We start from the raw sequence: 25934 nt of genomic DNA on the forward strand, positions 1-25934 counted from the left end.
AAGGTTCTGCGGCTTGCCCGCGAACTGCGCGACGCTCTGAACGGTCTCGGCAATCGGCATGAATTGCAGCCGCGGTACCGGAGCGCCGCGGCTCTGGCTTCAGCCGCGCAGCAGCGGAAGAAGCTGATCGCCCTGTCGCTTGATTTCGGAGAGATAGGGCGTGTCGGACAGCACGAAGTGGGTGATGCCGAGACCCTGGTATTTGCGCAGCGAGCGGGCGACGTCTTCCGCCGACCCGACCAGCCAGGTGGTGCCGGCGCCGCCGCCGCCGAACTTGCCCGGCGCGGTATAGAGGTTGTCGTCGAGGACGTCGCCGCGCTCATGCAGATCGAGCAGCCGCTGCTGGCCGACGGCGAGTGCGCGCTGGTGATCATGCCAGCCGCTGCCCTTGCTTCTGGCCATCTCGGCGACCTTCGCCTCGGCATCGGCCCAGGCCTGTTCCGTGGTGTCACGGACCAGCGTCGTTATCCGCAGTCCGAATTCCAGCGGCGGGAGGTCGCGGTCCAGCTCCCTGCTCAACGCCTTGAGCCGCGCGATCCGTTCGCGGACACCGTCGAGCGGCTCGCCCCAGAAGAGCTGGACATCGGCCTCGGTGGCGGCCACCCGCTCTGCCGCCTCCGAAGCGCCGCCAAAATAGAATTTGGGGTGCCGACGGTCGCCGCGGACCTGGATGCGCGGCACCACGGTGGATTCAGCGACCCGGAAGTTCTCGCCGGCGGATGTGACGTTTTCTTCAGTCCACAATCTGCGGACCAGCCGCATGAACTCCTTGGTGCGGCCGTAGCGATGCGCTTGATCGCCCTCGCTGTCGCCGTAGGCAGAGAGGTTGTCCTTGCCCGACACGATGTTGATCCGCACGCGGCCGCCGGTCAGATGGTCGAGCGTCGCCGCCGCGGAAGCGAAATTCGCCGGTCGCCAATAGCCTGGACGGATCGCAATGAGCGGTTCGAAGGTGGTCGTCCGGGCGGCGAGCGAGGCCGCGACGGTAAACGTGTCGGGGCGGCCCCAACCGGTGCCGATGAGCGCGCCCTTCCAGCCATGCTCCTCCAGCGCCCTTGCGTGGCTGGTCAGCGTATCCAGGCTGTTGTGGTTCTCGACGGCGGAATCGCCGCGATGGCCGGCTTTGACGTCGTTCGGAATATACCAGAGAAATTCGGAATTATTGCTCATGCGATGCTGCGGTTCTGTGTGTAATTGGAACAAAACGAGGGGAGGGAAGCCCCCTCAAGAGATCATACGGCCGCCTGCACCTGCTGCTGCCCCGCCTGAACCACAAAGCCATTCGGCGGGCGTTGGAGGCCAAGGTTCTCCCGCAGCGTCGTGCCTTCATATTCGTGCCGGAACAGGCCGCGCTTGCGCAGGATCGGGACGACCTGATCGACGAAATCGGTCAAGGCGGTGGGCAGGATCGGCGGCATGATGTTGAAGGCGTCGGCAGCACCGTTCTCGAACCAGCTCTGCATCGCATCGGCGATCTGCTCGGGTGTCCCGACCACCGTCCGATGGCCGCGAGCGGTGGCGACCGCCAGATAGAACTGGCGCAGCGTCAGATTGTTGCGCGATACCAGATCGGAAACCAGCTTGAGGCGGCTTTTGTTGAGTTCGGTATTTTCAGGCAAGGGAGGGGCGGGATCATCCAGCGAGTAGCCGGAAAGGTCGACGCCCTTGTAGTGGCGGGCAAGGATATTCCAAGCGATGGAGGGATGAACCAGCGATTGGATATGGTCGTAGTTTGCCTGGGCTTCCGCTTCCGTCCCGCCGAGAACAGGGAATATGCCGGGACTGATCAGCAGTTGATCCGGCCGGCGTCCGTAGCGGTCGAGCCGTCCTTTGACGTCGGAATAGAATTCCTGCGCATCCTCGAAGGTCTGGTTGGCGGTAAAGATCATCTCGGCCGTGCGGGCGGCAAGTTCGCGCCCCGGTTCCGATGCGCCCGCCTGCACGATGACAGGATAGCCCTGAACCGGACGGCCAACGTTGAGCGGACCGGCCACCGAGAAGAACTTGCCCTTGTGATCGACAAGATGCACCTTGTCGGGATCGAGATAGACGCCGCTTTCCTTGTCGCGGATGAAGGCGTCGTCCTCATAGGAATCCCACAGGCCCTTCACCAGGTCGACGAATTCCTCGGCCCGCTCATAACGATCGGCATGGGCAGGATGGCCTGCGATTGAAAAATTCTTCGAAACATCCGCACCTGTCGTGACGACGTTCCATGCGGCGCGGCCCTTGGAGATATAGTCCAGCGACGCGAACCTGCGGGCGAGAAGGTAGGGGTCCTCGTAGGTCGTCGATGCCGTGGCGACGAAGCCGATATGTTTGGTCACCTGGGAGAGGGCCGCCCAGAGGGTCAGCGGCTCGAAATGCGCGCCCTGGGCGGTGCGGCGAAGCGCTTCCGGGTCCTTGGCGCGGTCCCATCCCGCCGGACTGTCGGCGACGAAGACGAGATCGAATTTGCCGCGTTCGGCGGTCTGCGCGAGCTCGCGGTAGTGATCGATATTGAGGCCGGCATCGGCCTGCGCCTCCGGATGGCGCCAGGCGGCGATATGGTGGCCGGTCGCCATGATGAACGCGCCAAGCCGCATTTGCCGTTTCGATGTGCTCATTGGCTTATCTCCAGATCAAATTGAACTGTTGCTGATGTCAGGCGGCCTTGCGGCCCGGAAGCTCGACCCCGAGCCGGCTGAGAAGATGGATGCGGAATTGCGCAAAGCGCGGATCGCCATGGTCGCGCGGCGTCTGCAGATCGATCTTGAGATCCTCGATAAGGCGCCCTTCGTCGAGAACCAGTATGCGGTCGGCCAGCGAAATCGCCTCATCGACGTCGTGGGTGACGAGCAGCACGGCAGGACGGTGTCTTGCACACAACTCCCGCAGCAGATCGTGCATTTTCAGCCGGGTCAGCGCATCGAGCGCGCCGAATGGCTCATCGGCGAGAAGCAGGGCCGGTTCGTGCACCAGCGAACGGGCAAGAGCGACCCTCTGCTGCTCGCCACCCGAAAGCTGGTTCGGCCACGCCATTTCCCGGCCTGCAAGTCCTACCTCCGCCAAAGCCTTCCGTCCGGCTTCCTGGCCGGAGGCGCCGGTCAAGCCGAGCGTGACGTTCTGGATGACGGTGCGCCAAGGCAGCAGGCGGGCGTCTTGGAAAACCACCGAAAGGCTCTCCGGCGTCTCAAGGGTGCCGGTTCCCTCGACACCATGATCGAGACCGGCAAGCGCCCTGAGGAACGTGCTTTTGCCGGAGCCGCTGCGGCCGAGCAGGGCAACGAACTCGCCTTCCTCGATATCGAGATCGACGCCGTCGAGGATCGTCTTCGTCGCAAACCGCCGTGCGAGGTCTCGCACGTGGACGGCTTTGTTTGCGGGCTTCAGTTTGCCAGGGTGCGGCGCCATGAGAGGGTCCTCCGTTCAAGCAGGCGGACGAGACCGTCCGAAACGAGACCGAGCAGCACATAGACCACCAGGCCGACGAGAATGACGTCGGTCTGCCCGTAATTGCGGGCAAGATCGATCATGTAACCGAGCCCGCTGGTGGCGTTGATCTGCTCGACCACGACGAGAGAAACCCAGCAGAGGGTGACGGCAAACCGCAGACCCAGAAGAAAGCCCGGCAAAGCACCAGGCAGCACCACCTGAAGGATGAAGTCCTTCTGGCTCATCCGCAGGGTTTCGGCCAGTTCGACATAACGGCTGTCGATGCTGCGGAGCGCATTGTGGGTGTGGATGTAAATCGGCACGATCACGGCAAGCGCGATGGTCGTAACCTTCATGCTCTCGCCGATGCCGAACCACAGGATCAGCAAGGGGATCAGGGCCAGCGTCGGTATCGCGCGCTTGATCTGGACCGGCCCGTCGATCAGGGCTTCGCCGATCCGGGAAAGGCCGGCGATCACCGCCAGGATCGTGCCGATCAGCAATCCGATGCTAAGGCCGAGCAGGGCGCGTGTCGCCGACGTCACGAAATTGTCCTGCAGGCGCCCCTGCTCTATGAGCCTTACGAAAGCCTCGACCACCGTCCACGGCGCCGACAGGATCCGCGGATCGATCCATCCGAGCGCCGAGCCGACGACCCAGGTCAAGACGAGCAATACCGGCCCGATCTGCAACCCGAAAGGGATCGCGGGTCCGGGACCCAGCCTGCGCCGGGCGCGGGGGCCGGCCAAGCCAGCAGAGCCAACCGGCCTTGTCGCGCGTGAACCTGCATGCGCAATTCTACCGCCGGACGACCGCGACAGTTTCGCCTCATCTGCATCCCAAGTGGTTGCCATGCTTCAAATCTCCTCTCCGAAGGGGTGTCGAGCGTTACTGGCTCTTGGCCAAAGCCGCGGCGCCGAGCTTCTCGAAGCGATTGTCGAAAATCTGCTCCACATTGAGGGGCTTGTAGCCGAGCTCGTCTGCCAGCAGGTCGATGGTTTCCTGGTGGCGCTTCTTCACTTCGCTCCAATCGCTGGGAACGACCTGTTCGCCGGTCAACTTGACGAGATATTCCCCGTCCTCCTGGCTCAACCCCTGCTGACCGACGTAATATTCCTTGATCCAGAGGTCCGGGTTGCGGTTCACCCATTCGGTGGCGCGTGCCCACAGGCCGACATATTCGGCGAGAGCTGCCGCCTTGGCGGGATCGTCCAGAACCCATTGCGGCGCATAAAGATGGCTCGGATCGTCGCGCAGGCCATGTTCCACGAGGGTCGCGCCATCAGGCCCGTATTGGGTGATATAGCGCCTGATGTAGACGCCGCCGAGCGGCGCGATGTCGACCTGCTTGCTCGCCAATGCCTTCGGGTAGACGTCGCTGGTGCTCGGCAGCTCCACCAGAGTGACGTCGCCGCTCTTCAAGCCTGCGGCATGGAGGGCACGCAGAACGAGCGTACCCTGTGCCTGACCCGGGCTGAAGGCGATGCGTTTGCCGCGGAAGTCCGCGAGTGTCTTGACGGCCGCGCCTGGCGCGATGCCGAAGCGGTAGATGGGATTGGCGATCGGGTCACGGCGTTCGCGATAGGCGATGTTGCGGACGGGCAGATTGTTCCAGTTGGCGAAGATCGAAGGGATCTCGGCCACCGACCCGACATCGAGTGCGTGGGCGCGGAAAGCTTCCGACGTCTGCGGCCCGCCGCTGATATTGGCCCATTTGACCTCGAAACTGAGCTCCTTGCCCAGGCCGGACACTTCGAGCGCTTTCTGGGTGACCGGATCGCCGATTGTCAGCACCGTGCCCGGCGGCACCTTGGGAAGCAGGGGAGCCTCTGCCTGGGCTGCCGCCGGACCGTGAATGGCACTGAGACCAAGCAGACTGAACAACGCAATTTTGAATGTCTTTGCCAATGTCATCGTCGATCTTCCCGTTTCGGATTGCTGATTGCAGGAGCGATGCACGGTAAGATGGAATATAATCTACTAAATCGATAGACTATTTAGTTTAATGAAAGTGGCGCTGAGGGAAAATTGTCCTCAAAAGTCGGGCAACCGGAACGATCGCATCCGGCGCGTCCGAAGGATGCTCGGCGCGTCCCGACATGAAAAAAGCGCCTGGGACTTTCGTCCGCGAGCGCTCCGGGTCTTTGTTCAAACCCTTACTTTTGTCTAAGGCCGGGCAGCGGACCGCAGCGACCGCCCTTCAGACGCCAAGCCGTCGCGGACGTCGGGATCGCCTTATGTCAGGCAATATGCGGTGCATATTCGTTGGCCGCGAATACGTGATGGTGCACCTTGCCGGTAAAGAGCTGCAGGAGTTCGCCGGTGACCTCGCGGCTCTGCGACCGCACATCGGAGAGAAGTGCCGCGTTCACCGCATCCATATCGGGATAACGAATGGCGAGCGCCATGGCATAGATCGGGGCGCCTTCGTCGCGCTCCATTCCATCCAGCACCCGGATTTCCTCGGCGCCCGGAAATTTCGTCCAGAGAGGGACGAGCCGCTGCCGCACGAATTCGCGGAATTCCCCTTCTTTACCGGGATGGATTTCGCCTTCAAACAAAGCATAACGAATGATCATAGGTTCTCTTTTCCAAAACTCGCCGGAGCTGGATCGATGTTGGTATGCTGTCAGGAGGTCAGGGCATATCGGTCGATACGCCCTGACTGAGAGGGTTATTTGCCCCAGATTTTCTTGTATTGATCACGATAGCCGTTGTCGGGATCGAAGCTGTTCTTCGGCCCACCGTCAAACTCGACGTTCTGGCTGGTCACCACATGCAGCGGCGACACGTAGCCCGACCATGGAGCACCCGCAAAGGCGCGGTTCAATTCGTCGACGAGCTGCCAGCCCTGGAGGTTGAGCGGCTCGGCGACCGTGACGGCCTGGAACTGTTTGGCGCGGATACGCTGATAGGCGCTCTCCGAACCGTCGCCGGCTGCGACGTTCACCGGCTTTCCATCACCGGCAATGCCGGCCGAAGCGAGCGAAGGTCCCATGAAGTCGTAATAGAGGTCGTTGATCGCCAGCGAATGCGTCCACTTCGCGCCATACTTCTGCAGAAGCGATGTGGTCAGCTGCGGCATGCGCTGGGAGGTTTCGGCGATCGGCGTGTCGACATATTCGAGCACCGTACCGCCGAGATCCTCGATCTCCTTCTTCATGCGATCGGCCTTGGCGATCGCGATCGCATAGGTGGAGTCGGTAAAGATGATGACGCCCGGCTTGCCGGCGGCATCGGCAAAGGCCCAATCCGCCGCGGACTTCGATACTTCCATCGCATCGGTGGTCACGTTTGCAAAGACGCCGACTTCGGGAACCGGACCGACAGCCGAGGCGGCGTGCCAGGAAACCATCGGAATACCAGCAGCCTTGGCTGCTTCCATCGCCGGCTTCTGCTCGACCGCGTCAAAGCCGTTGATGATGATGCCATCCGGCTTCAGCGCCATGGCCTGGCCGAAGGCCGCGGTCCGCCCGCCGATCGAGCCGGCGCCGTCAAGCGCCTTCACCGTCCAGCCGAGCGCGCCTGCCGCTTCCTGAACGCCATTGACCACGCCGAGGATGCCGCCGTTTTTCATATCACCGGCCAGAATGACGATGTTCTTTCCGGCAGCGCCCTTGGGGCCGCTCGTCGGGCCATCCCAGGCGCTCACCTTGGAAGCATATTTTTCGACCACGGCTTTGGCGTCGGCCATCGAATCGGCCCATGCCGGCATGCTGAGCATAACGGCGACGGTTGCGACCGTTGCCTGCAATAACGTTCTGCGCTTCATGTTCACTCCTCCATTTTCTTTGTTGTGAAATGCCGGGATGAGCCGGCATCCTCATTTGGATGCGGGTGTGATCCTCCTCACAGCTCCGCGCTTGCGCTGGGCGTAGCCTGCTATGCCGATGGCAATCAGCAGCGTCACGCCGTTGAACAGCGGTTCGACGAAGAACGACCCGCCGAATTGCTGAATTCCTGATATTCCGACCGCCAGGATGATGACGCCGATCAAGGTGCCCCAGACGTTCACCCGTCCCGGCTTGATCGTCGTCGATCCGAGGAACGCGCCGACAAGCGCCGGCAGGAGATATTCGAGGCCGACGCTCGCCTGGCCGATGCGCAGCTTCGAGGCGAGCAGGACCCCGGTCAGAGCCGCAAGCAGCCCCGAGGTGACGAAGGCGCCAATCACGAATTTGCGGACCGGAATGCCATTGAGGGCCGCCGCCTTCGGATTGGCGCCGATGGCGTAGAGATAGCGGCCGATCGGCAGGTATTCGAGCACGATCCACATGCAGATGGCGATCAGCAGCACGTAGAAGCCGGTGATCGGTAGGCCGAACAGCATCGTGCCGTTCAGCGCATAGAAACCATCAGGCAGGACGCCGACCACCTGCCGGCCGCCGGTGTGCCAGAGGGCCAGCGCGTATAGGACCGTTCCGGTGCCTAGCGTCGCGATGAAGCTGTCGATCTTCGCAACCTCAACCAGCAGGCCGTTGATGCAGCCGGTCAGAACACCGAGCGCGAGCACGATGACGACCGCGACCGGCCAGGGCAGGCCGTAGGCCGTCTGCAGGCTGATGGCGAGAATGTGCCAGAGCACGATGCCATAGCCGACGGTCAGATCGATGCGACCCGATGCCATCGGGATCATCGCAGCCAACGATAGAAGCGCGATGATTGCCTTGTCTGATACAATCGAGCGGACATTCAACACGGTCGGGAACGTATCGGGCAGAAGGATCGAGAAGATCACGATCAGGCCGACGGTCAGGATCACCAGCCCGTAAACCGGGATCAGGCGTCCGATCTTCTGTCCGGTGGACAGACCGGCCATTTCGCTCTTGGTCGGCTCCAGGGCCGTGGATTCAATGGATTGCATGGCTGTTCTCCCGATGGCTCAAGCGGCTTCCGATGCGGATGCGGCCGTGATGACCGCCTCCGTCGTCAGAGCGCTTCCAGTCAGTTCACTGACGATTTTCCCGCGCGAAAAGACCAGCGCGCGGTGGCAGATATGGGCGATTTCCTCGAAGTCCGTCGACACCACGACAACCGCGAGACCGGCCTCGAGCGCCTGGGTGATCAGACGGTAGATCTCCGCACGCGCCCCGATGTCGACGCCGGCGGTCGGATCTTCGGCGACCAGCAGCTTGCGGCCGGTCGCCAGCCAGCGGCCGACGACCACTTTCTGCTGGTTGCCGCCCGACAGGGCCTCCACCGGCAGATCCGGGTCGTTGGGCCGCAGGCCGACGGAATGACCGATCTTATGAGCAAGATCGGCTTCGCCGCGCGGCGACAGGAAGGACAAAAGCCCACGCCCGACGGCTCCCGGATTGAGGTAGGTATTTTCCCGAATGGACAGCGAGAGCGCCACGGATTCCTCCGTCCGGTCACGGGCAATCAAGCCGATGCCCGACGCCATTGCCCCTCGTGGACTGGAAAGGTCGGGGGCCTCGTCATGCAGCAGAACCGAGCCGTTGAAGGGCTCGCAACCAAACAGGGCGCGGCCGATCCGTTCCTGACCGGCGCCACGCAATCCAGCCAGTCCCAGAAGCTCGCCCTCGCGGATATCGAAGGATATCGGGCCTGTGCCGGCGCAGACGAGATCGCGAACCTTGACGATCGCCTTGCCGGGCGTGATCGCCGTCTTGGAAAAGAGGCTGTCGCCGCTGCGGCCGATGATCATCGTCACCAGCTCCTCGGGGGTGGTCTCGCTGACGGGCTTCTGTCCCACCATGCAGCCGTCGCGCAGAACAGCGACCCGATCGGCAATCCGGAAAATCTCGTCGAGCCTGTGGGAAACGTAGATCATGCCGACGCCGCGATCCTTTAAGGGGCGGATCGCATTGAAAAGCCGATCGACTTCATCGGCGGGAAGGCTCGCCGTCGGCTCGTCGAGCACCAGCACGTCAGCTTCGACGGCAAGCGCACGGGCAATGGCGACAAGCGACTTTTCGGTGCGCGACAATGCCGAGACGCGCGTCGTGGGGTCAAAGTCGCAACCGACCAGTTTCAAGGCTTCCTTGGCACGCGCCTGCGTCCTGTTCCAATCGATCAGGCCGCGACGCATCGAGAAGCCCTGCGACAGGCCCATGTTCTCGCCGACCGTCATCCACTCGATCAAACCGAGATCCTGGTGGATGAAGGCAACCGGCTGCCGTTCGTTCGGCTTCGGGGGACGATGATGGTAGCTCTGGCCGCGAAACAGGATGTCGCCGGTATCGGGCTTGTAGATACCCGCAAGCGTCTTGATAAGCGTCGATTTGCCGGCGCCGTTTTCCCCCAGCAGCGCGAGAATTTCACCCTCGCGCAGATCGATCGAGACGTCACGCAGCGCTTGCGTGCCGCCGAAACTCTTGGTGATCGACTGGAACTCCAGCAGTCTCTTGGCTTCCACTGTGGCTCCTCCCAAAGCTGCGGTTTTCATGGATGTATGTTATCGATAACATTTATGGATGGTCAAGCGGAAAGATGACGATCTCGAATTTCTCGGAGAGTTTGACGTCAGTCGGCCTGAAATCCGTCGAGAAGACGCATCATCTCGGCCGAGTCTCTTGGTCCAAGCCCGGCAGCGCAGAGCAGGCGGTGAATCTCGACCACCGAGCCGGTCATCGGCAATGGCGTCTTGGTCTTCAGCGCAAAGGCCTGAAGCGAATCCAGATCCTTCAACATATTGTCGATTCTGCCTGTCGGCGAGAAATCTCGGGCAGCGAATTTTGCCATGAATTCCTGCATTATCCGGTTGTCTGCCCTGCCGCCGGCAAGGGCGGCCGGAATGGCGGCCGGATCGACGCCGCCGGCTTCTGCGAGCTTGACCGCCTCGGCGACGGCCTGAAACAGCACGGCGCAAAACAGCTGATTGATCAGCTTCGTCGTCTGCCCGGCGCCGGATGCACCCATCAGCGTGTAATTGGCGGCAAGATGCCGCATCACCATGCGCGCCCGTTCGAAATCCTCAGCGCTGCCGCCCGCCATGATCGTCAGGCGCCCGCTCAGCGCACCCGGCACACCGCCGGAGAGCGGGCAATCCACCCATGCCATGCCCGTTTCCCGACGGAGCCGCGTCGCCATGTCGGCCGTGTCGGCCGGGTCGATCGAGGACATATCGATCAGCACCTTGTCGGCATTCGCCGCCGCCGCAACGCCCTTTTCGCCGAAGACGACGGCGCGGACGATGTTTGCGTGATTGAGGCTGAGTACGCAAAAGGCCGACCGTGAGACCGCTTCCTCCACGGAGCCGGCCGCGCGCGCGCCCTTGGCCTGCAAAGCCGAAACTTTTTCGGTATCCAGGTCGAAGACCGATACCTCATGCCCAGTTTCGATCAATCGGGTGACGATCGCCGTTCCCATGATGCCGGCACCGATGACGGCGACATCTGCTCTGTAGTCATCCTGCATGTTAATCTCCTCCCTTGACGGCCATGCCGCTCAGTCCCTTGCAAGCCAGTGCCACGATATCATCCAACGCATTATCGATCGCCACTGTCACGACATTAGCTTCACCGGTCGGCGGCTCCAGCGTCTGCAACTGGCTGTCGAGCAAAGTCGCGGGCATGAAATGGCCCTGACGGGCCTGCATCCGCAACAGCAGCAGATCGCGGGATCCCTCCAGGAAAACAAAGGCGAGATGCCCGTCCGCCGCCTGCCGCAGCCTGTCCCGGTAGCTTCTCTTCAGCGCCGAACAGGAAATCACCAGCCCTTGCGATCCTTCTCGCGCGGTCCTTATTTCCTCGCCGATCCGGTCGAGCCAGGGCAGGCGGTCGTCGTCAGTCAGCGGCATGCCCTGCGCCATCTTCTCGACATTGCCAGCGGGGTGGAGTTGGTCGCCTTCCAGAAACAGCAGGCCGTTTCGAGCGGCGAGATGCTCTCCAACCGAAGATTTTCCGCAGCCGCTGACGCCCATGACGACGACGGCCAGAGGTGGCGCCTTTTTCTCCAAATCCATGATCTCGTCTCTATCAGAGGCAGGTCGTGATGCCGCCGTCGACATAAAGCGTGTGCCCGTTGATGAAGGACGAGCCCCGGCCCGACAGGAAAACGGCGGCGCCCACCAGTTCCTCGACATTGCCCCAGCGTCCGGCCGGCGTTCGCTTCTCGAGCCAGGACGAGAACTCGGGATTATCGACAAGCGCCTGATTGAGCGGCGTCTTGAAATAGCCCGGCGCAATCGCGTTGATCTGCAGGCCGTACTTGGCCCAGTCGGCGCACATGCCGCGGGTCAGATTGCGCACCGCGCCCTTGGTCGCGGTGTAGGGAGCAATGCCGGGGCGCGCCAGTTCGCTTTGCACGGAGGCGATGTTGATGATCTTGCCCTGTCCCCGGGCGATCATGGGTTTGGCCGCTGCCTGACCGACGTAGAACACGCTCGAAATATTGGTGGTCAGCAGCAGCTCCCACTTGTCCGCCGGGAAATCTTCCAGCGGCGTGCGAAACTGCATGCCGGCATTGTTGATCAGGATGTCGAGCGGCCCGATATCGGCTTCGATCGCGTCTATGCCTTCCTTGGCAGCATCCTTGCTGGTCACGTCGAAGATCGCTGCATGGGCAGACAGGCCTTGATCCTTGAGGCTCTCGACCGCGCGGTTGACGCTTTCGGGCGTGCGGCCGTTGATGATGACTTCAGCGCCATACTGCGCCAGGCCTTCGGCCAAGGCATAACCGATCCCCTGGCTCGAGCCGGTGATCAGGGCACGCCGTCCGGTAAGATCGAACAAGTTCTTCATGCAAATAACTCCTCCAGTTTCGCCGCAGGTGACGGCTTCAACTGCCGCTGACGGTGAAACTCACTTGACATCCCTCTTCCGAATTATATGTTATCGATAACATAATCAACTGTCAAAGTGCGGGATGGAAACGGAATGCCTAAGGTAGAAATCTTGATGGCCGGAGCTTATCCGGAATGGGACATGGTGGATCTGGAGGCGACCTACCGCATCCATCGCCTCTGGGAAGCGGCAGACCGGAACGAGCTGATATCAAGGGTCGGCAAGGATATCCGCGCCATAGCGACCCGCGGCGAACTCGGAGCCTCCGCAGAGTTGATGGCGCAATTGCCGCAACTGGAAATCGTCTCCTGTTACGGCGTCGGCACCGACGCAATCGACTTGTCCTATGCCCGCGCCAATGGTGTTCGCGTCACGAATACCCCTGACGTGCTCACCGAGGATGTCGCCGATATCGCCATCGGACTGTTGCTTGCGACGGCAAGGCAGATTCCGCAGGCCGATGTTCTCGTCCGCTCCGGCCAGTGGGGCAGTGTCGCCATGCCGCTGGTGACGCGCGTCTCGGGCAAGAAGGTGGGGATCGCCGGCATGGGGCGGATCGGCAAGGCAATCGCCAAGAGGGCTGCCGCTTTCGGCTGCGACATCTCCTATTTCGCTCGCAATGATCACCAGGATGTTGCCTACACCTACGAGCCCGACCTGATCGCGCTTGCCGCTTGGGCCGATTTTCTGATCGTCATCGTCCCCGGCGGGGAGGCGACCATGAAGATCATCAATGCTGAGGTGCTTAAAGCACTCGGTCCGAACGGCATCCTGGTCAATGTTTCGCGCGGGACGACCGTCGACGAAGAGGCACTGATCGCGGCCCTTCAAGACCGCACAATCCAGGCGGCGGGCCTTGATGTCTTCCTGAATGAACCCCGGATCGATGCACGTTTCTTGACGCTTCAAAACGCCGTGTTGCAGCCCCATCACGGCTCTGGCACTGTCGAGACCCGCAAGGCCATGGGCCAACTGGTCAGAGACAATCTTGCTGCGCATTTTGCAGGTAGCCCGCTTCCAACTCCCGTCGTGTGAGGGTCCCGATATGAAAGCCATCGTCATTCATGCCGCAAAGGATCTGAGGATCGAAGAGCGCGAGCCGGAGGTTGCCGGCGCCGGGCAGGTGGAGATTGCCATCGAAGCCGGCGGCATCTGCGGTTCCGACTTGCATTATTACAATCATGGCGGTTTCGGCACCGTTCGCCTGCGCGAACCGATGATCCTCGGCCATGAGATCGCCGGAACGGTCAAGGCGCTGGGTTCCGACGTCGCCGATCTTGCCGTCGGAGACCGTGTCGCGGTTTCTCCGAGCCGACCGTGCAACCATTGCCAATATTGCCTGAAGGGGCAGCAAAACCATTGCCTCAACATGCGGTTTTACGGCAGCGCCATGCCGATGCCGCATATTCAGGGCGGCTTTCGCCAGCGGCTGGTGGCGGAGCGTTGGCAGTGCCACAAGGTCGCGGACGGCATTTCCATTCACGAGGCCGCCTTTGCCGAACCCTTTGCGGTGACGCTGCATGCGGCAAACCGCGCCGGGTCGCTGCTGGGCAAACGGGTGCTGGTCACCGGTTGCGGTCCCATTGGGATGTTGGCGATCGTCGCGGCGCGCGTCCTCGGCGCCCGTGAGATCGTCGCGACCGACGTGACCGACAGCGTTCTGGCGATTGCCCGCACCAGCGGCGCCGACCGAACGATCAATGTTGCCACGCATGCTTCCGACCTTGCGGCCTACAGTGCCGACAAGGGATATTTCGATGTCATGTTCGAAGCGTCGGGCAATGAGCGGGCGGTGCGCGCCGGCTTGGAGACGCTTAAGCCCCGCGCTGTTCTCGTGCAGCTCGGCCTTGGCGGCGATGTTTCCATTCCGCAGAACATGATCGTTGCGAAGGAAATCGAGATGCGCGGCACATTCCGTTTTCACGAGGAATTTGCGCTGGCCGTCGAACTGATCAACGCGCGTCGCGTCGATCTGAAGCCGCTGCTGACAGGTGTCTTTGGGATCGAAGAGGCCGTCGCCGCCTTCGAGCTGGCGGGCGATCGCAGCAAGTCCATGAAAGTCCAGATCGCCTTTTGACCGACCGTATAATTCCTTAAATCGGAATCGATTTGAGGATAAAATTATCCAGCTATTCAAAACGTTACAGCGCCGCGCATCCGAAAAGACGCGCGGCGCTTTAGTCTCAAACGGTCGGCGCGCCGTTCCGGTCCGTGCTTTCGCGCAAGACAACTTTGTAGCCCGTCAATGTGATCTCATCGCCGGTCGCCTCGCCGGTATGGAGGGTATCCAGCAGGCGGGCGGCGGCCTGGCGACCGATGCCGTAACAGTCCACATTGATGGTGGTGATGCGCGGATGACAGATGGATGAGATCTCGTAATCGCCGAAACCGGCAATGGCGATATCTTTTGGAACCTTCATTCCCCGGCGCGTGCATTCCATGATGGCGCCGAAGGCGGAAAGATCGGAGACGCAGAGAACCACTTCCGTGTCCGGCCAGCGCTCGAGCAGGCTGACGATCGCCTGGCCGCCCTGTTCCATGGTGATGGGCGGCACGCCGAAGGAAATCATCCGTCCCGGTCCGAGGCCCAGTTCTTCGACTGTTCTCTGGAAACCGCTTCGCCGCTGGCTGCCGCGCGTATCGCGCGCCGTCGTTCCGCCGATATAGCCGAACTTCCGATATCCCTGACTGGCAAGCGTCCGCACCAGCAGGGCCATCGCCTCGCTGTTGGAAAAGCCGACGACCTGATTGATCGGATTTTCCGGAAGCTCCCAGGTCTCGACAACGGGAATGCCGGCTTTTACGAGCATGCGCCGCGCGCGCGCCGTGTGCGCGCCACCGGTCAGGATGATGCCTTCAGGGCGGCGGCGCAGCATCGCCTCGATCAACTCTTCTTCCTTCTCCGCCGAATAGTCGGTATAGCCGAGAAGGAGCTGAAGGCCGGTATTCTGCAGCGCATCGGTCATGCCGCGGGCGGTGTCAGAAAAATTCGAATTGTTGATCGAGGGCACCAGGGCGGCGATGAAGCCGCTCCGCCGCGACGAAAGACTGCCGGCAGACAGGTCGAGCACATAGCCGAGTGCGTCGACGGCCTCCATGATGCGCTTCCGGGTCTCCTCGGAAACGCTCGCATCCTGACGAAAGGCACGCGACACGGTCATGGCAGACACACCGACATATTTGGCGACCTCCGCCATCGTCAGCTTTTGAGCTTCTCCCGGCTTGAGACGCTTGTCTTTCGGCTCATCCTCGTTTTTCACTGATCTCCGCTTTCACAAAGCTTCCGAATTCAAGACACGATAAAGTTATCGCTATCATCGCACAATCGATATTATTGCAGGAATTCACCATTCCACCGTCCAAAAACCAAGATTCCAGAGGCATTTTCGCAAAGGTCGGCAGATCGCTATCTGTACGAAGCCATCAGAACACGGCAAGATGATATCGATAACAATTTAAGGAAATGGAGGAGCATCATGTTCGGGCAAATTGACGGTACGGGGTTTGAGGTTCTCGACCCGCGTTTCGAAAGCTGCTTCGTCGGTCACGCCCGCGTCGAGCGGCTTTGGACCGGCGGACGCTGGTTGGAGGGACCGGCCTGGTTTGCGGCCGGGCGGTATCTCGTTTTCTCGGATATCCCCAACAACCGGATGATGCGCTACGACGATACCAGCGGTCAGACGTCAGTATTCCGCTCGCCCAGCAACAACTCGAATGGCAACACCGTCGACAATCAGGGCCGGCTGATCACCTGCGAGCATCTGACGCGCCGTGTCACGCGCACGGATTTCGACGGCAGGATCACCGTTCTGGCCGATCGAATTGCAGGCAAACGGCTCAATTCGCCAAACGACGTCACCGTCAAGTCCGACGGGACCATCTGGTTCACCGACCCGAGCTACGGCATCCTCCACGACTACGAGGGCGACTATGGCGAGGCGGAAATCGGCGGATGCCACGTCTACCGGCATGATCCGGCAAAAGGCACGACCGATCAGGTGACCTCCGACTTCGTCAAGCCGAACGGACTGGCCTTTTCCCCGGATGAGACGTTGCTCTACATTGCCGACACCGGCGCAACGCACCTGCCCGGCGGTCCGCGTCATATCAGAAAGCTCGCAGTCTCGAATGAGGGAAGGCTGAGCGATCTCGGCGTTTTCGCAGAATGCACCTCAGGCCTGTTCGATGGTTTTCGCGTCGATCGGAAGGGCAGGATATGGACGAGCGCCGGCGATGGTGTGCACGCTTACGATCCGGATGGAACGTTGATCGGCAAGATCCATATTCCCGAGCTTGTCTCCAACGTCACTTTCGGCGGAGAGAAATTGAACCGTCTCTTCATCACCGCGAGCACGTCTCTCTACGCTGTTTATCTCACAGCCAACGGGTCGAGACTGGGATGATCACTCAGCAGGGGCCGCCCCTTTGGGACGGCCTCTCGTTTGGTACAGTTTTGTGCCTCTTGCCTCACCGTTGACTGAGGCCGGCCGCCAGCCGAACGAGACCGAGGAAATCCGACCTGTAACCGAAGCTATCCACCCCTCGCGATGCCGCGGCGAGATCGGCGATTGCCTGATAGGAATAGGTGTCGACGGCCGCGACATGGCTGAGTTTCTGGCCGAAGGCTGCGACGGCCACCGAGAAGCGGACATCCTGCGGCGCTGCATCGACGGTGGCGACCGCGTTGCCGTCGTTGACAGGCGTGGTGATGAGGGCGCTCTTCTCCTCGCCCGGCCGCTTGTAGCGCATCTTGACGAAGGCAAGCTCGCCTTGATGGGCGCTGTCGGAGGCCTCGGCCGGCACCTTATCGGCTGCGCCGTACCGCAGGTCGTCATTCATGACTGCGGGACTTCCCTTGGGCGTAATCTCGTAAATCGCCGTGACGCTGTGGCCGGAGCCGATATCGCCGGCGTCGACACGGTCATTGTTGAAATCCTCGCGGTTCAGCGTCCGTGTCTCGTAGCCGATCAGCCGGTATTCGGCGATCCGTTCCGGGTTGAACTCGACCTGGAACTTGACGTCGCTAGCGATCGGAAACAGCGTCGATCCGGCCTCTTCGACCAGCGTCTTCTGTGCCTCGGCCAAGGTATCGATATAGGCTGCGCTGCCATTGCCGTTCTGGGCCAGCGTCTGCATCAGGGAATCGTTGAGATTGCCCCGCCCGAACCCGAGAACGGTGAGGAAGATGCCGTCCTTGCGCCTCTCTTCGATGATGCGCTTCAAATCCTCGTCGCTCGACGGGCCGACATTGAAATCGCCATCCGTCGCCAGCATCACCCGGTTGACGCCGTCCTTGACGAAGCCCTGCTTGGCAAGATTGTAGGCCGCCTCGATGCCTTCGGCGCCACCGGTCGAGCCTCCGGGCTCCAGTCCGTCGATTGCCGACAGGATCTTCGATTTCTCCGCCACGCGTGTCGGCGTCAGCACCGTGCCGGCATTGCCGGCATAGGTGACGATCGAGACGGTATCGTCGGCTTTCAGATTGTTGACCAGCAACCGGAAGGCGCTCTTCAGCAGCGGCAGCTTGTCCGGCTCGTCCATCGAGCCCGACACGTCGATCAGGAAGACAAGATTGGCATGCGGCGTGGTCGCCGGCGCGATGTCATAGCCCTTGATCGCCACATGCATCAATTCCGTGTCGCGGTTCCACGGCGTTGGCATGACAGTCACGGTCGCCTTGAAAGGCTGGTCGGCATTGTCAGGACCCGGCCAGTCATAGGGGAAATAGTTGATCATCTCCTCGACGCGAACCGATTGCGGATCGGGCATCGCCCCGCCCGTCAACGAGCGGCGGACGAAGGCATAGGACGCGCTGTCGACATCGGCTGAGAAGGTCGAGACCGGATCCGTCGCCACACTCTTGATCGGATTTGCCGCCGCATTGGCAAACCGCTCGCGATTGGGATCGAGTTGAATCTGGACACGCGCTTCGGCAGGCGGCGCAGGCGAGGGGGCGATGGCGGCCATCGGTTCGGCCAACTGCCGCTGGGGGACGATGCCGGGAGCGGCCGGCGCCGCGCGTTTGGCCGCTCCGAGTGCCGCGGCAGAACCCTCCGGCTTGTTCGTGAGGGCGGCGACGTCGTTGGCATCGAATTCGGATGTCTGCGACGAATCGGGGTTCGCGAGTGCGGGGGACTCCTTGTCCTGCGGCGCTTGCGCGTCAGCGACAGATTGCTCAGCCAGGCTGCCGTTCCCGGCCGGTGCTTGCGGCGCGACCGTCACCGGCTGACCGGCGGTTGCAGCCGGTTGTTTCGACGCCTCACTTTTCGAAAGATTGCCGGCGATCTCGGTCTGGTCGACGATCGGCAATCCGTTGCGGGTCAGCTCGATCGCGAGATAACCGGCGGCGGGAATGACCAGCAGCGTCGCAAGCGCTGAACCGGCGAGGAATTTCTTGTTCATGGCAGGGCTCCATATCCAGTTGATGATGGAGCTTTGACGCCAGCCTTTCGCATTTCCTTGGGCTGCCGGCGCATTATTTTCTGCCGTGTCGAAGGCCTGCATCGCGGCAGTAAGCGCACGCGCACGCGCCTCCGGCGTCGCTGCCGGCGGTGTCAGGCGGGAGAGCTTTTCGAGTTCCTTGTCCACGGTCATACCTCTTCCTTGCCGAGCACGGTCTTCAGCCTCTTGCGCGCCTCATGAACCTGCCAGGACACGGTCGCTTCCGAGCAGCCCATGACATCGGCGGCAGCCGAATGGCTGAGACCTTCGCCGTAAACGAGCAGCACCGCGTCGCATTGCCTTTCCGGCAAGGCGCGCACGGCGGCCCACAATTCGCTCGATAGCTCGTCGTCATTTCCGGCCGGCGCATCCTGCTGCGGTTCGGCGGCGTAAGCACGGAATGTCTGCTCCTCCCGTGCAAGCTTGCGTCTATGGTCGCGGGCGGCGTTGAGCGTGAGAGTATAGAGCCATGTCCTGAACCGGCTGGCGCCGCGAAAGCTGCGGATCGCCGCGCCGAGCTTGACGCAGACCTCCTGGGCGATGTCGTCGGCATCACTGGAACTGCCCGACCAGCGCCACGCCGTCGCATGGACGAAATCATAATGGCGCGAGACCAGTTGCCCGAAGGCCTCCCGGTCGCCGCCTTGCGCTCGTTCTATGAGCTCTGCGTCCAATTCCGCACCTACCCCATGCTACCAAGCAAGATGCTATTTTGAGATTGAGACGTTTCTCGGATGATTTTCCTTGGGTCGGCGATGAAAAAAATTATCACGAATTTTGAAAGCCGCGACATCCATGGGTCGCGGCCAGACAGATCGTCCGTGTCACAGAGGCGCATGATGAGGACAGAGTCGGCCAGGGACATGATCTGTCATGTCCCAAATCGCGAAAGGACCTCTATGTCCGCTCAACCACCTGCCCCCACCGAAAGGGGCATCCTGCAGTTTCTGGCGATTTGCGATTCCTTCTATCCGCCAGACGCCGTTCAAGCATCGATCGAACAGCAGCGACATTGGTACGACGCTCTCTGCGCGCGTTTCGACCGCCCGCTGCCCCCGGAGATGATCTTTGCGGACGGCATGCTCCAGCGCATACCGATCCGCCGCTACCGTCCACGGAAAATCAGCACACGCACCATTCTGCTCTATCTTCATGGCGGCGGCTTTGTGGTCGGTTCGCTCGAGAGCCATCATGCCATCTGCGCCGAGATCGCCGATTTTGCCGGCGCGGAACTTCTTTCGGTCGATTACCGGCTGGCCCCTGAATATCGCTGGCCGGCGCAGACGGATGACGGCTTTACCGTGTTGAAGCATCTGCTTTCCGCCAACAGCAAGGTCGTGCTGATCGGCGACAGCGCCGGGGCCAATCTGGCGGCGGGCCTTGCATTGCGCGCGCGCGACGAGGGCCTGTCCGGAGTCGTCGGCCAAGTTCTGATCTATCCGGCGCTTGGCGGTGACCTTGCCGCAGGCTCTTACGTCGAAATGGCCGCGGCGCCGGGCCTGACGACGGCGGATGTCGCCTATTATCGCGAAATCCTGCAGGCGCCGGCAGGCAATGAGATCGCCGAGCCGCTGCAGGCAACTTCGCTTGCCGGGCTGCCGCCGGCCTTCATCACGGTCGCGCATTTCGATCCGCTCCGGGACGACGGCCGGCACTATGCCGCCCGGCTCGCCGCGGAGGGCATCGAAGTCTGGTTCCGGGAGGAGCCGCAGATGGTGCATGCCTGGCTGCGCGCTCGCCACATGAGTGAAGGCGCGCGCGACGGCTTCCGCGCCGTCTGCGAGGCCATAAGGCGTTTTGCTGTGGCTTAGTCTAACGATCACATCAGGTCGCGCGCGATCCGCTTTTCCGCAAAGACCTTTTCGAAGATCTGCACGTCGCCCTCGAAAGCGGTGACGACAGCGCTGATGACCCAGTCGGTCCGGGTGCATGCAATCCGCGCGGTCGCGACCGTTCGGATGAACCAGCCGGGGCGGCGCATGTCGCAGGTCCAGGTCGACGTCCCGGTCATCGACAGCGGATTATCGGGCACAATCGACCAGACTTCCTCGCGCAATTGCCGGGTCGAGAGACCTGTCTCAGGGTGTTCGGTGAGCCCGGTATCCTCGTGGATGTGATACTCCGTCCGGGCAGCCGAGAGATCGCGGACGACCTGCCGCTTGGTCGCGGCGGCCGCATGCTCGATGTATTTCGGCAGCGGATCGGGATTGGCCGGTTCTTTGATGTCGATCCGCTGGTGCTCGCCGAGCATCGGCAGCCCCAGGCCGAGTGCGGCGATATCGATGTCGATCCCTTCGTCATCAGGCGGCGGCAGGATCATCGGCCAGTATGCGGTAGAAAGCGAAAGGCGGATGCGATGCCCCTTGCGGAAGCGATAACCGCAGGCATCAAGCACGAGCCGGATCGGCACCGTCTCACCTGGTATCAGCGGCTTGGGATCGGCATTGCCGTCCCGGTGGGTCAGATTGACGACGCCGAAGGCGACACGCGTTGCCGTGCCATCCGGATGGACATCGATGAGCCGGGCGCAGAGATTTCCGCCCGCGGCCCGAGAGCGCAGCGCAAGCGTGAGCACCGGCCGGCCGAGATAGTCGTAATCGCCAGCAAGCGGCATCGTATCGAAGACCAGCGAGCCGGCGTCGTCCGAGCGTTGATCGATCGCCATTTCCGCGTCGGGTTTCAGCGTGAAATATTCACCCGATGCCGTCCCGGTGTCGAGCGGAGATCGGAGATAGACGGGATGTTGGGGCGCATGCGGGATCGGCATGCCTTCCGTCAGCTTGCCGAACTGCTCGACATAGAAGCACTGCATCTGCGGCGGCGACCAGATGTCCTTGGCGACCCAGAAACCCGGATCGCTGTCGCGTCGCGGGGCAGGGCGGATGGCATCGAGAATATAGGCGCGGGCCTGCGGCAGCCTGTCGATCCCATTGTCCTCGCCCCGCAGCCATCTGTTCCACCAGGCGATCGCTTCGCCATGAAAATCGGTGCGCGGCTTCGGCCAGGCGAAATGCGGATATTTGTGAACCCAGGGGCCGATCAGCGCCCTCGCCTTGTCGCCCAGGCCTTCGACCGCCATCAGCGGCGTATTGCGGTAGCCGTCAGCCCAGCCGGCGATCACCAGCGTCGGGATTTCCACGCTCGAAAAATCCTCTGAGATCGAGCCGTGACGCCAGAAATCGTCTCGCCGCTGGTGGGCCAGCCACTCTTCCATGAAGAAGGGTTCGCCTGCCAGGCGTTCCAGCCACATCTCCTTCCAGCGTTCGCCGACGAGTGCGGAATCGGGCGGGCGCGACTGGTAGCCGAGCATCGTCGCCGCCCATGAGAGCTGGGCGGAGAGATGGCAGCCGTTCTTGTAGTGGATGTCGTCATTGTAGCGGTCGACGGTCGAGGCGATCGAAATGACGGCCTTCAGCGCCGGCGGGCGCAATGCTGCGACCTGCAGGCTGTTGAAGCCGCCCCAAGAGATGCCCATCATGCCGACGGCGCCATTCGACCATGGCTGCGCGGCAATCCAGGCGATCAGCTCGCAGGCATTGGCGAGCTCGCATTCAGTATATTCGCCGTCGATGACGCCGTCGGATTCTCCGGATCCGCGGATATCGACGCGCACGCCGGCAATGCCTGCGGCCGCGAATACCGGATAGGTCGACTCGTCCCGCAGACTGGTTCCGTCCCGCTTGCGATAAGGCAGGAATTCGAAAACGGCGGGAACGGGATCTTCGCTAGCGCCATCCGGCATCCAGATGCGCGCGGCAAGACGCGTCCCATCCTTCAGTATAATCCATTCATTCTCGATGGTGGTGAAGCCGCGCGAGGTCATGCTCATTCCTTGATGCACATTCCGTGGGACGAAGGTTTGCCCTCGTCAAGTCAGTTACCGGCACTCTCCATGCGACGCGTGGCAAGCACCCGTTCCAGCCAGCCGATTTCCATTTCCGGTACGGATTTCAACAGCAGATCGGTGTAGTCGTCAAAGGGCGGCGACAGCGCCGTCGATTTCGGACCGAACCGTACCAGCTTGCCACGATGCATTACCGCCACGCTGTCGGCGATCGCCCGAACGATGGCGATGTCATGGGTGATGAAGACATAGGACAGCTGTTCTTCTTCCTGCAGGCGGAGAAGCAGCTTGAGGATGCCCTCCGCCACCAGTGGATCGAGCGCCGAGGTCGGCTCGTCGCAGAGGATGAGTTCGGGCTTGGCGGCAAGCGCTCTTGCGATCGCCACACGCTGCTTCTGGCCGCCGGATAGTTCGGCGGGGTAGCGATCGACGAAGCCCTTGCCCATTTCGATCTGATCGAGCAATTCCTTTACCCGGGCGGTCTTCTCGGCACCTCTGAGGCCATAATAGAAGGTCAGCGGACGGCCGATGATGTCGCGGACCGTCTGGCGCGGGTTCATCGCCGTGTCGGCCATCTGGTAGATCAGCTGGATGCGCCTCAAATCGTCATTCGGCCGGCTCTTCAGGCCCGGCATCAGCGGCTTGCCGTCAAAGACGATGCGCCCGCTGCTCGGCGGCAACAGGCCGGTGATCACGCGCGCCAGCGTCGATTTGCCGGAACCGGATTCGCCGACGACCGCGAGCGTCTGCCCCTTCGGCACATGCAGCGTGACATCGTGCAGCACTTTGAAGCCGTTGGAATATTCGGCACTGACATTTTCGACCTTGAGAAGTGCTGCAGATTGGTCGGCGGCCTCCTCGCGGTAGGCCTGCCTGACATTGACGAGGGCGCGGGTATAGTCCTCCCGCGGCGCCTCGATGATCTGCTGGACGCTGCCATATTCTACCTGCTTGCCATAACGCAGGACCATGATGTCGTCCGAAATCTGGGCGACGACGGCAAGGTCGTGGGTGATGTAGAGGGCGGCCGTGTGCGTTTCCTCGATGGCATGCTTGATCGCCGCCAGCACGTCGATCTGCGTGGTGACGTCAAGCGCTGTCGTCGGCTCGTCGAAGACGATCAGTTCGGGATTGGAGCAGAGCGCCATCGCCGTCATCGCCCGCTGCAGCTGGCCGCCGGAGACCTGATGGGGAAAGCGCTCGCCGAAGGTTTCGGGATCGGGCAGGCCGAGAACCCCGAACAGATAAAGCGCCCGTTTTCGCGCCTCGTCCTTGCTCATCAAACCATGTTTGATCGAGGCTTCGATCACCTGATCGCCGAGCCTGTGGGCCGGATTGAAGGCGGCGGCAGCCGACTGCGCGACATAGCAGACCCGCGCGCCGCGAATTTTACGGATGCCATTTTTGCCGAGCGCCAGGATATCGGCGCCGTCGAGCCGCACCTCGCCACCGGTGATTTCGGCGCCGCCCCGGCCGTAGGCGAGCGCGGAAAGGCCGATCGTCGACTTGCCGGCGCCCGATTCCCCGATCAGGCCGAGGACCTTGCCCTTCTGCAGGTCGAAGGAAACGCCGTCGACGATCGTCACTCGCTTCGGCGGTTCGCCCGGCGGATAGCTGGTTGCTTCGATCTTCAGATTGCGAACGGAAAGAAGCTCAGGCATCGCCGCGCCCTCCCTTGAGGCTGGATGTGCGTTTCAGGAGCCAGTCGACGACAAGATTGACGCAGACGGCAAGTGTCGCGATCGCCGTGCCCGGCACCAGCGCTGCCGAGATGCCGAAGATGATGCCGTCCTTGTTGTCCTTGACCATGCCGCCCCAATCGGCCGCAGGCGGCTGAATGCCGAGGCCGAGGAAGGAAAGCGTCGAGAGGAACAGGATCGAGAAGGCGAAGCGCAGGCCGAATTCGGCAAGCAGAGGCGACAGCGTGTTCGGCAGGATTTCGCGGAAGATAATCCAGAGCTTGCCTTCGCCGCGCAGCGTCGCCGCCTCGACGAATTCCATCACCGCGACATCAAGCGCCACGGCACGGCCGAGACGATAGACGCGGGTGGAATCGAGGATCGCCATGACAAGGATCAGCACGACCATGTTTTGCGGCAGTACCGCCAGGACCACGAGTGCGAAGATCAGCGTCGGGATCGACATCATCAAATCGTTGAAGCGTGAGAGGACGGTGTCGACCACGCCGCGCGAAACGGCGGCGGTGAAGCTGAGGATGATGCCGAGCGAGAAGGAGATGACGGTGGCGGCGGACGCGACCAGCAACGTCGTGCGTGCGCCGTAGATCAGCCGCGAGAAGATGTCGCGGCCGAGATTGTCGAGACCGAAGATATATTGATTATCCGGCAACTGCCAGACGTCGCCGACGACCTGCGTCTCGCCATAGGGGGCGAGCCAGGGGGCGAAGATAGCAAAGATGAAGGCGATGGCGATGCCGGCCATGCCGATCCAGGCGGTGATGGGGATGTCTCTCAATCTCATCGCGGATGCCTCAGCCTGGGATTGGCGATAATCGCGAGAATATCGGCCGTCATGTTGAGGAAGATGTAGACAGCCGCGAAGATCAGGCCGCAGGCCTGAACGACAGGCATGTCGCGCACGGTGACCGCATCGACCATATACTGCCCCATGCCGGGATAGACGAAGACCACTTCGACGACGACGACGCCGACCACGAGATAGGCAAGCGTCAATGCGATGACGTTGATGATCGGCGCGAGCGCATTGGGGGCGGCATGCTTGACGATCGAGCGGAAGGCGCCAAGACCTTTCAGCTCTGCGGTCTCCATATAGGCCGACGACATGACGGAGAGGATTGCCGCCCGCGTCATGCGCATCATATGCGCGAGTACGACGAGCACGAGGGTCGCCGTCGGCAGCGCGATTGCTTTCAATCGCTCGACGAAACCCATGCTGTCATAGACCGTCGCCGGAAAGGTCGCCACGCCGAATTTCACTGCGAAGAACAGGATCAGCAGGTAGCCGACGAAGAATTCCGGCAGCGAGATCGCCGCAAGCGAGATGACGTTGATGATCTTATCCGGCAGGCGATTGCGGAAATGCACCGACAGCATGCCGAGGCCAACGGCGAGCGGCACCGATATCACGGCCGCGAAACCCGCCAGGAAGAGCGAATTGCCAAGGCGCTTGCCGATCTGTTCGCTCACCGAATTCTTGCTGGCCCAGGAGGTGCCGAAGTCACCCTGGACGGCGTTGCCGAGCCACTCGACGTAGCGCGTCGTGATCGGCCGGTTCAGCCCGAGATCCTGGCGAATATTGGCAACGGCCTGCGGTGTCGCCGACTGGCCGAGATAGGTGGTGGCAAAATCGCCGGGCAGGGCTTCCAGACCGCCGAAGATCACGATGGAAACGGCAAAGAGCAGGACGATACTGAGCACGAAGCGCTCGAGGATAAGGGCAAGCAGCGGAAAACGCTGCCGGAACCCGAGGCCGGGCAAGATGCTTGGGGCAGGATTGGTCATGGCGAG

General features: G+C 61.9%; 23 protein-coding genes. 4 read left to right on the forward strand and 19 right to left on the reverse strand.

The genetic code is table 11. From position 1 onward, the window contains the following. Window positions 1–99 precede the first annotated feature (99 nt). The 12 genes from GR198_RS23655 to GR198_RS23710 form a co-directional block, all read right to left on the reverse strand. Complete coding sequence (locus tag GR198_RS23655; protein ID WP_164069667.1) at window positions 100–1170, reverse strand: LLM class flavin-dependent oxidoreductase; 1071 nt, start codon at window positions 1168–1170, stop codon at window positions 100–102. A 62-nt stretch (window positions 1171–1232) separates the two neighbouring features. After that, window positions 1233–2606 (reverse strand): LLM class flavin-dependent oxidoreductase, encoded by a 1374-nt coding sequence (locus tag GR198_RS23660; RefSeq protein ID WP_164053507.1) that lies wholly within the window; start codon window positions 2604–2606, stop codon window positions 1233–1235. A gap of 37 nt (window positions 2607–2643) precedes the next feature. Beyond that, window positions 2644–3393, reverse strand: coding sequence for an ABC transporter ATP-binding protein (locus tag GR198_RS23665; RefSeq protein WP_164069668.1), 750 nt, complete (start codon window positions 3391–3393; stop codon window positions 2644–2646). Continuing rightward, a complete protein-coding gene (locus tag GR198_RS23670) occupies window positions 3369–4268 on the reverse strand; it encodes an ABC transporter permease (RefSeq protein ID WP_164069669.1) in 900 nt (299 codons plus the stop codon). The genes GR198_RS23665 and GR198_RS23670 overlap by 25 nt, the downstream gene beginning before the upstream one ends. A gap of 34 nt (window positions 4269–4302) precedes the next feature. Continuing rightward, window positions 4303–5328, reverse strand: coding sequence for an ABC transporter substrate-binding protein (locus GR198_RS23675; RefSeq protein WP_029873592.1), 1026 nt, complete (start codon window positions 5326–5328; stop codon window positions 4303–4305). Between the two features lie 326 nt (window positions 5329–5654). Beyond that, complete coding sequence (locus GR198_RS23680) at window positions 5655–5993, reverse strand: hypothetical protein (RefSeq protein WP_029873593.1); 339 nt, start codon at window positions 5991–5993, stop codon at window positions 5655–5657. Between the two features lie 95 nt (window positions 5994–6088). After that, window positions 6089–7186 carry an ABC transporter substrate-binding protein gene (locus GR198_RS23685; protein ID WP_164069670.1) on the reverse strand — a complete coding sequence of 366 codons (1098 nt, stop codon included), beginning with the start codon at window positions 7184–7186 and terminating at the stop codon, window positions 6089–6091. A 51-nt stretch (window positions 7187–7237) separates the two neighbouring features. Next, window positions 7238–8278 (reverse strand): ABC transporter permease, encoded by a 1041-nt coding sequence (locus GR198_RS23690; RefSeq protein WP_003555504.1) that lies wholly within the window; start codon window positions 8276–8278, stop codon window positions 7238–7240. An 18-nt stretch (window positions 8279–8296) separates the two neighbouring features. Beyond that, entirely contained in the window at window positions 8297–9793 is a 1497-nt protein-coding gene (locus GR198_RS23695) for a sugar ABC transporter ATP-binding protein (RefSeq protein ID WP_113544865.1), read from the reverse strand. Window positions 9794–9900: 107 nt separating this feature from the next. Beyond that, on the reverse strand, window positions 9901–10794 hold the full coding sequence (locus GR198_RS23700; protein ID WP_164069671.1) for an NAD(P)-dependent oxidoreductase: 894 nt from the start codon (window positions 10792–10794) through the stop codon (window positions 9901–9903). 1 nt (window position 10795) lies between these two features. Continuing rightward, on the reverse strand, window positions 10796–11341 hold the full coding sequence (locus GR198_RS23705; RefSeq protein WP_164069672.1) for a gluconokinase: 546 nt from the start codon (window positions 11339–11341) through the stop codon (window positions 10796–10798). A gap of 13 nt (window positions 11342–11354) precedes the next feature. Beyond that, window positions 11355–12119, reverse strand: a complete 765-nt coding sequence (locus GR198_RS23710) for an SDR family oxidoreductase (RefSeq protein WP_164069673.1) — start codon at window positions 12117–12119, stop codon at window positions 11355–11357. A 135-nt stretch (window positions 12120–12254) separates the two neighbouring features. Between GR198_RS23710 and GR198_RS23715 the strand changes: the two genes are divergently transcribed. Both GR198_RS23715 and GR198_RS23720 read left to right on the forward strand, forming a co-directional pair. Continuing rightward, the gene (locus tag GR198_RS23715) at window positions 12255–13196 is read left to right on the forward strand and encodes a 2-hydroxyacid dehydrogenase (protein WP_164069674.1); all 942 of its coding nucleotides are present in this window, start codon (window positions 12255–12257) and stop codon (window positions 13194–13196) included. A 10-nt stretch (window positions 13197–13206) separates the two neighbouring features. Continuing rightward, window positions 13207–14238, forward strand: a complete 1032-nt coding sequence (locus GR198_RS23720) for an L-idonate 5-dehydrogenase (RefSeq protein WP_164069675.1) — start codon at window positions 13207–13209, stop codon at window positions 14236–14238. A 106-nt stretch (window positions 14239–14344) separates the two neighbouring features. Here the strand turns inward: GR198_RS23720 and GR198_RS23725 are convergent, their stop codons facing one another. After that, window positions 14345–15421 (reverse strand): LacI family DNA-binding transcriptional regulator, encoded by a 1077-nt coding sequence (locus GR198_RS23725; protein WP_164069676.1) that lies wholly within the window; start codon window positions 15419–15421, stop codon window positions 14345–14347. 216 nt (window positions 15422–15637) lie between these two features. On the opposite strand from GR198_RS23725, the gene GR198_RS23730 reads away from it, so the two are divergent. Beyond that, window positions 15638–16564 (forward strand): SMP-30/gluconolactonase/LRE family protein, encoded by a 927-nt coding sequence (locus GR198_RS23730; protein ID WP_029873603.1) that lies wholly within the window; start codon window positions 15638–15640, stop codon window positions 16562–16564. A gap of 64 nt (window positions 16565–16628) precedes the next feature. Here the strand turns inward: GR198_RS23730 and GR198_RS23735 are convergent, their stop codons facing one another. Both GR198_RS23735 and GR198_RS23740 read right to left on the reverse strand, forming a co-directional pair. Next, window positions 16629–18755, reverse strand: coding sequence for a vWA domain-containing protein (locus GR198_RS23735; RefSeq protein WP_164069677.1), 2127 nt, complete (start codon window positions 18753–18755; stop codon window positions 16629–16631). After that, the gene (locus GR198_RS23740) at window positions 18752–19276 is read right to left on the reverse strand and encodes an RNA polymerase sigma factor (protein WP_164027221.1); all 525 of its coding nucleotides are present in this window, start codon (window positions 19274–19276) and stop codon (window positions 18752–18754) included. Before GR198_RS23740 ends, GR198_RS23735 begins: the two co-directional genes overlap by 4 nt. 225 nt (window positions 19277–19501) lie before the next feature. On the opposite strand from GR198_RS23740, the gene GR198_RS23745 reads away from it, so the two are divergent. After that, complete coding sequence (locus GR198_RS23745) at window positions 19502–20413, forward strand: alpha/beta hydrolase (RefSeq protein WP_029873606.1); 912 nt, start codon at window positions 19502–19504, stop codon at window positions 20411–20413. A gap of 8 nt (window positions 20414–20421) precedes the next feature. Here the strand turns inward: GR198_RS23745 and GR198_RS23750 are convergent, their stop codons facing one another. From GR198_RS23750 to GR198_RS23765, 4 genes are read right to left on the reverse strand one after another with little or no spacing between them, the layout of a single operon-like run. Then, window positions 20422–22425 (reverse strand): CocE/NonD family hydrolase, encoded by a 2004-nt coding sequence (locus GR198_RS23750; protein ID WP_164069678.1) that lies wholly within the window; start codon window positions 22423–22425, stop codon window positions 20422–20424. Between the two features lie 50 nt (window positions 22426–22475). Then, window positions 22476–24107 carry an ABC transporter ATP-binding protein gene (locus GR198_RS23755; RefSeq protein ID WP_164069679.1) on the reverse strand — a complete coding sequence of 544 codons (1632 nt, stop codon included), beginning with the start codon at window positions 24105–24107 and terminating at the stop codon, window positions 22476–22478. After that, window positions 24100–24927 carry an ABC transporter permease gene (locus GR198_RS23760; RefSeq protein WP_003538488.1) on the reverse strand — a complete coding sequence of 276 codons (828 nt, stop codon included), beginning with the start codon at window positions 24925–24927 and terminating at the stop codon, window positions 24100–24102. The genes GR198_RS23755 and GR198_RS23760 overlap by 8 nt, the downstream gene beginning before the upstream one ends. After that, entirely contained in the window at window positions 24924–25928 is a 1005-nt protein-coding gene (locus GR198_RS23765; RefSeq protein ID WP_164069680.1) for an ABC transporter permease, read from the reverse strand. The genes GR198_RS23760 and GR198_RS23765 overlap by 4 nt, the downstream gene beginning before the upstream one ends. Window positions 25929–25934 lie beyond the last annotated feature (6 nt).

Source organism: Rhizobium leguminosarum, from assembly GCF_010668065.1.
Lineage (GTDB): Bacteria > Pseudomonadota > Alphaproteobacteria > Rhizobiales > Rhizobiaceae > Rhizobium > Rhizobium leguminosarum_S.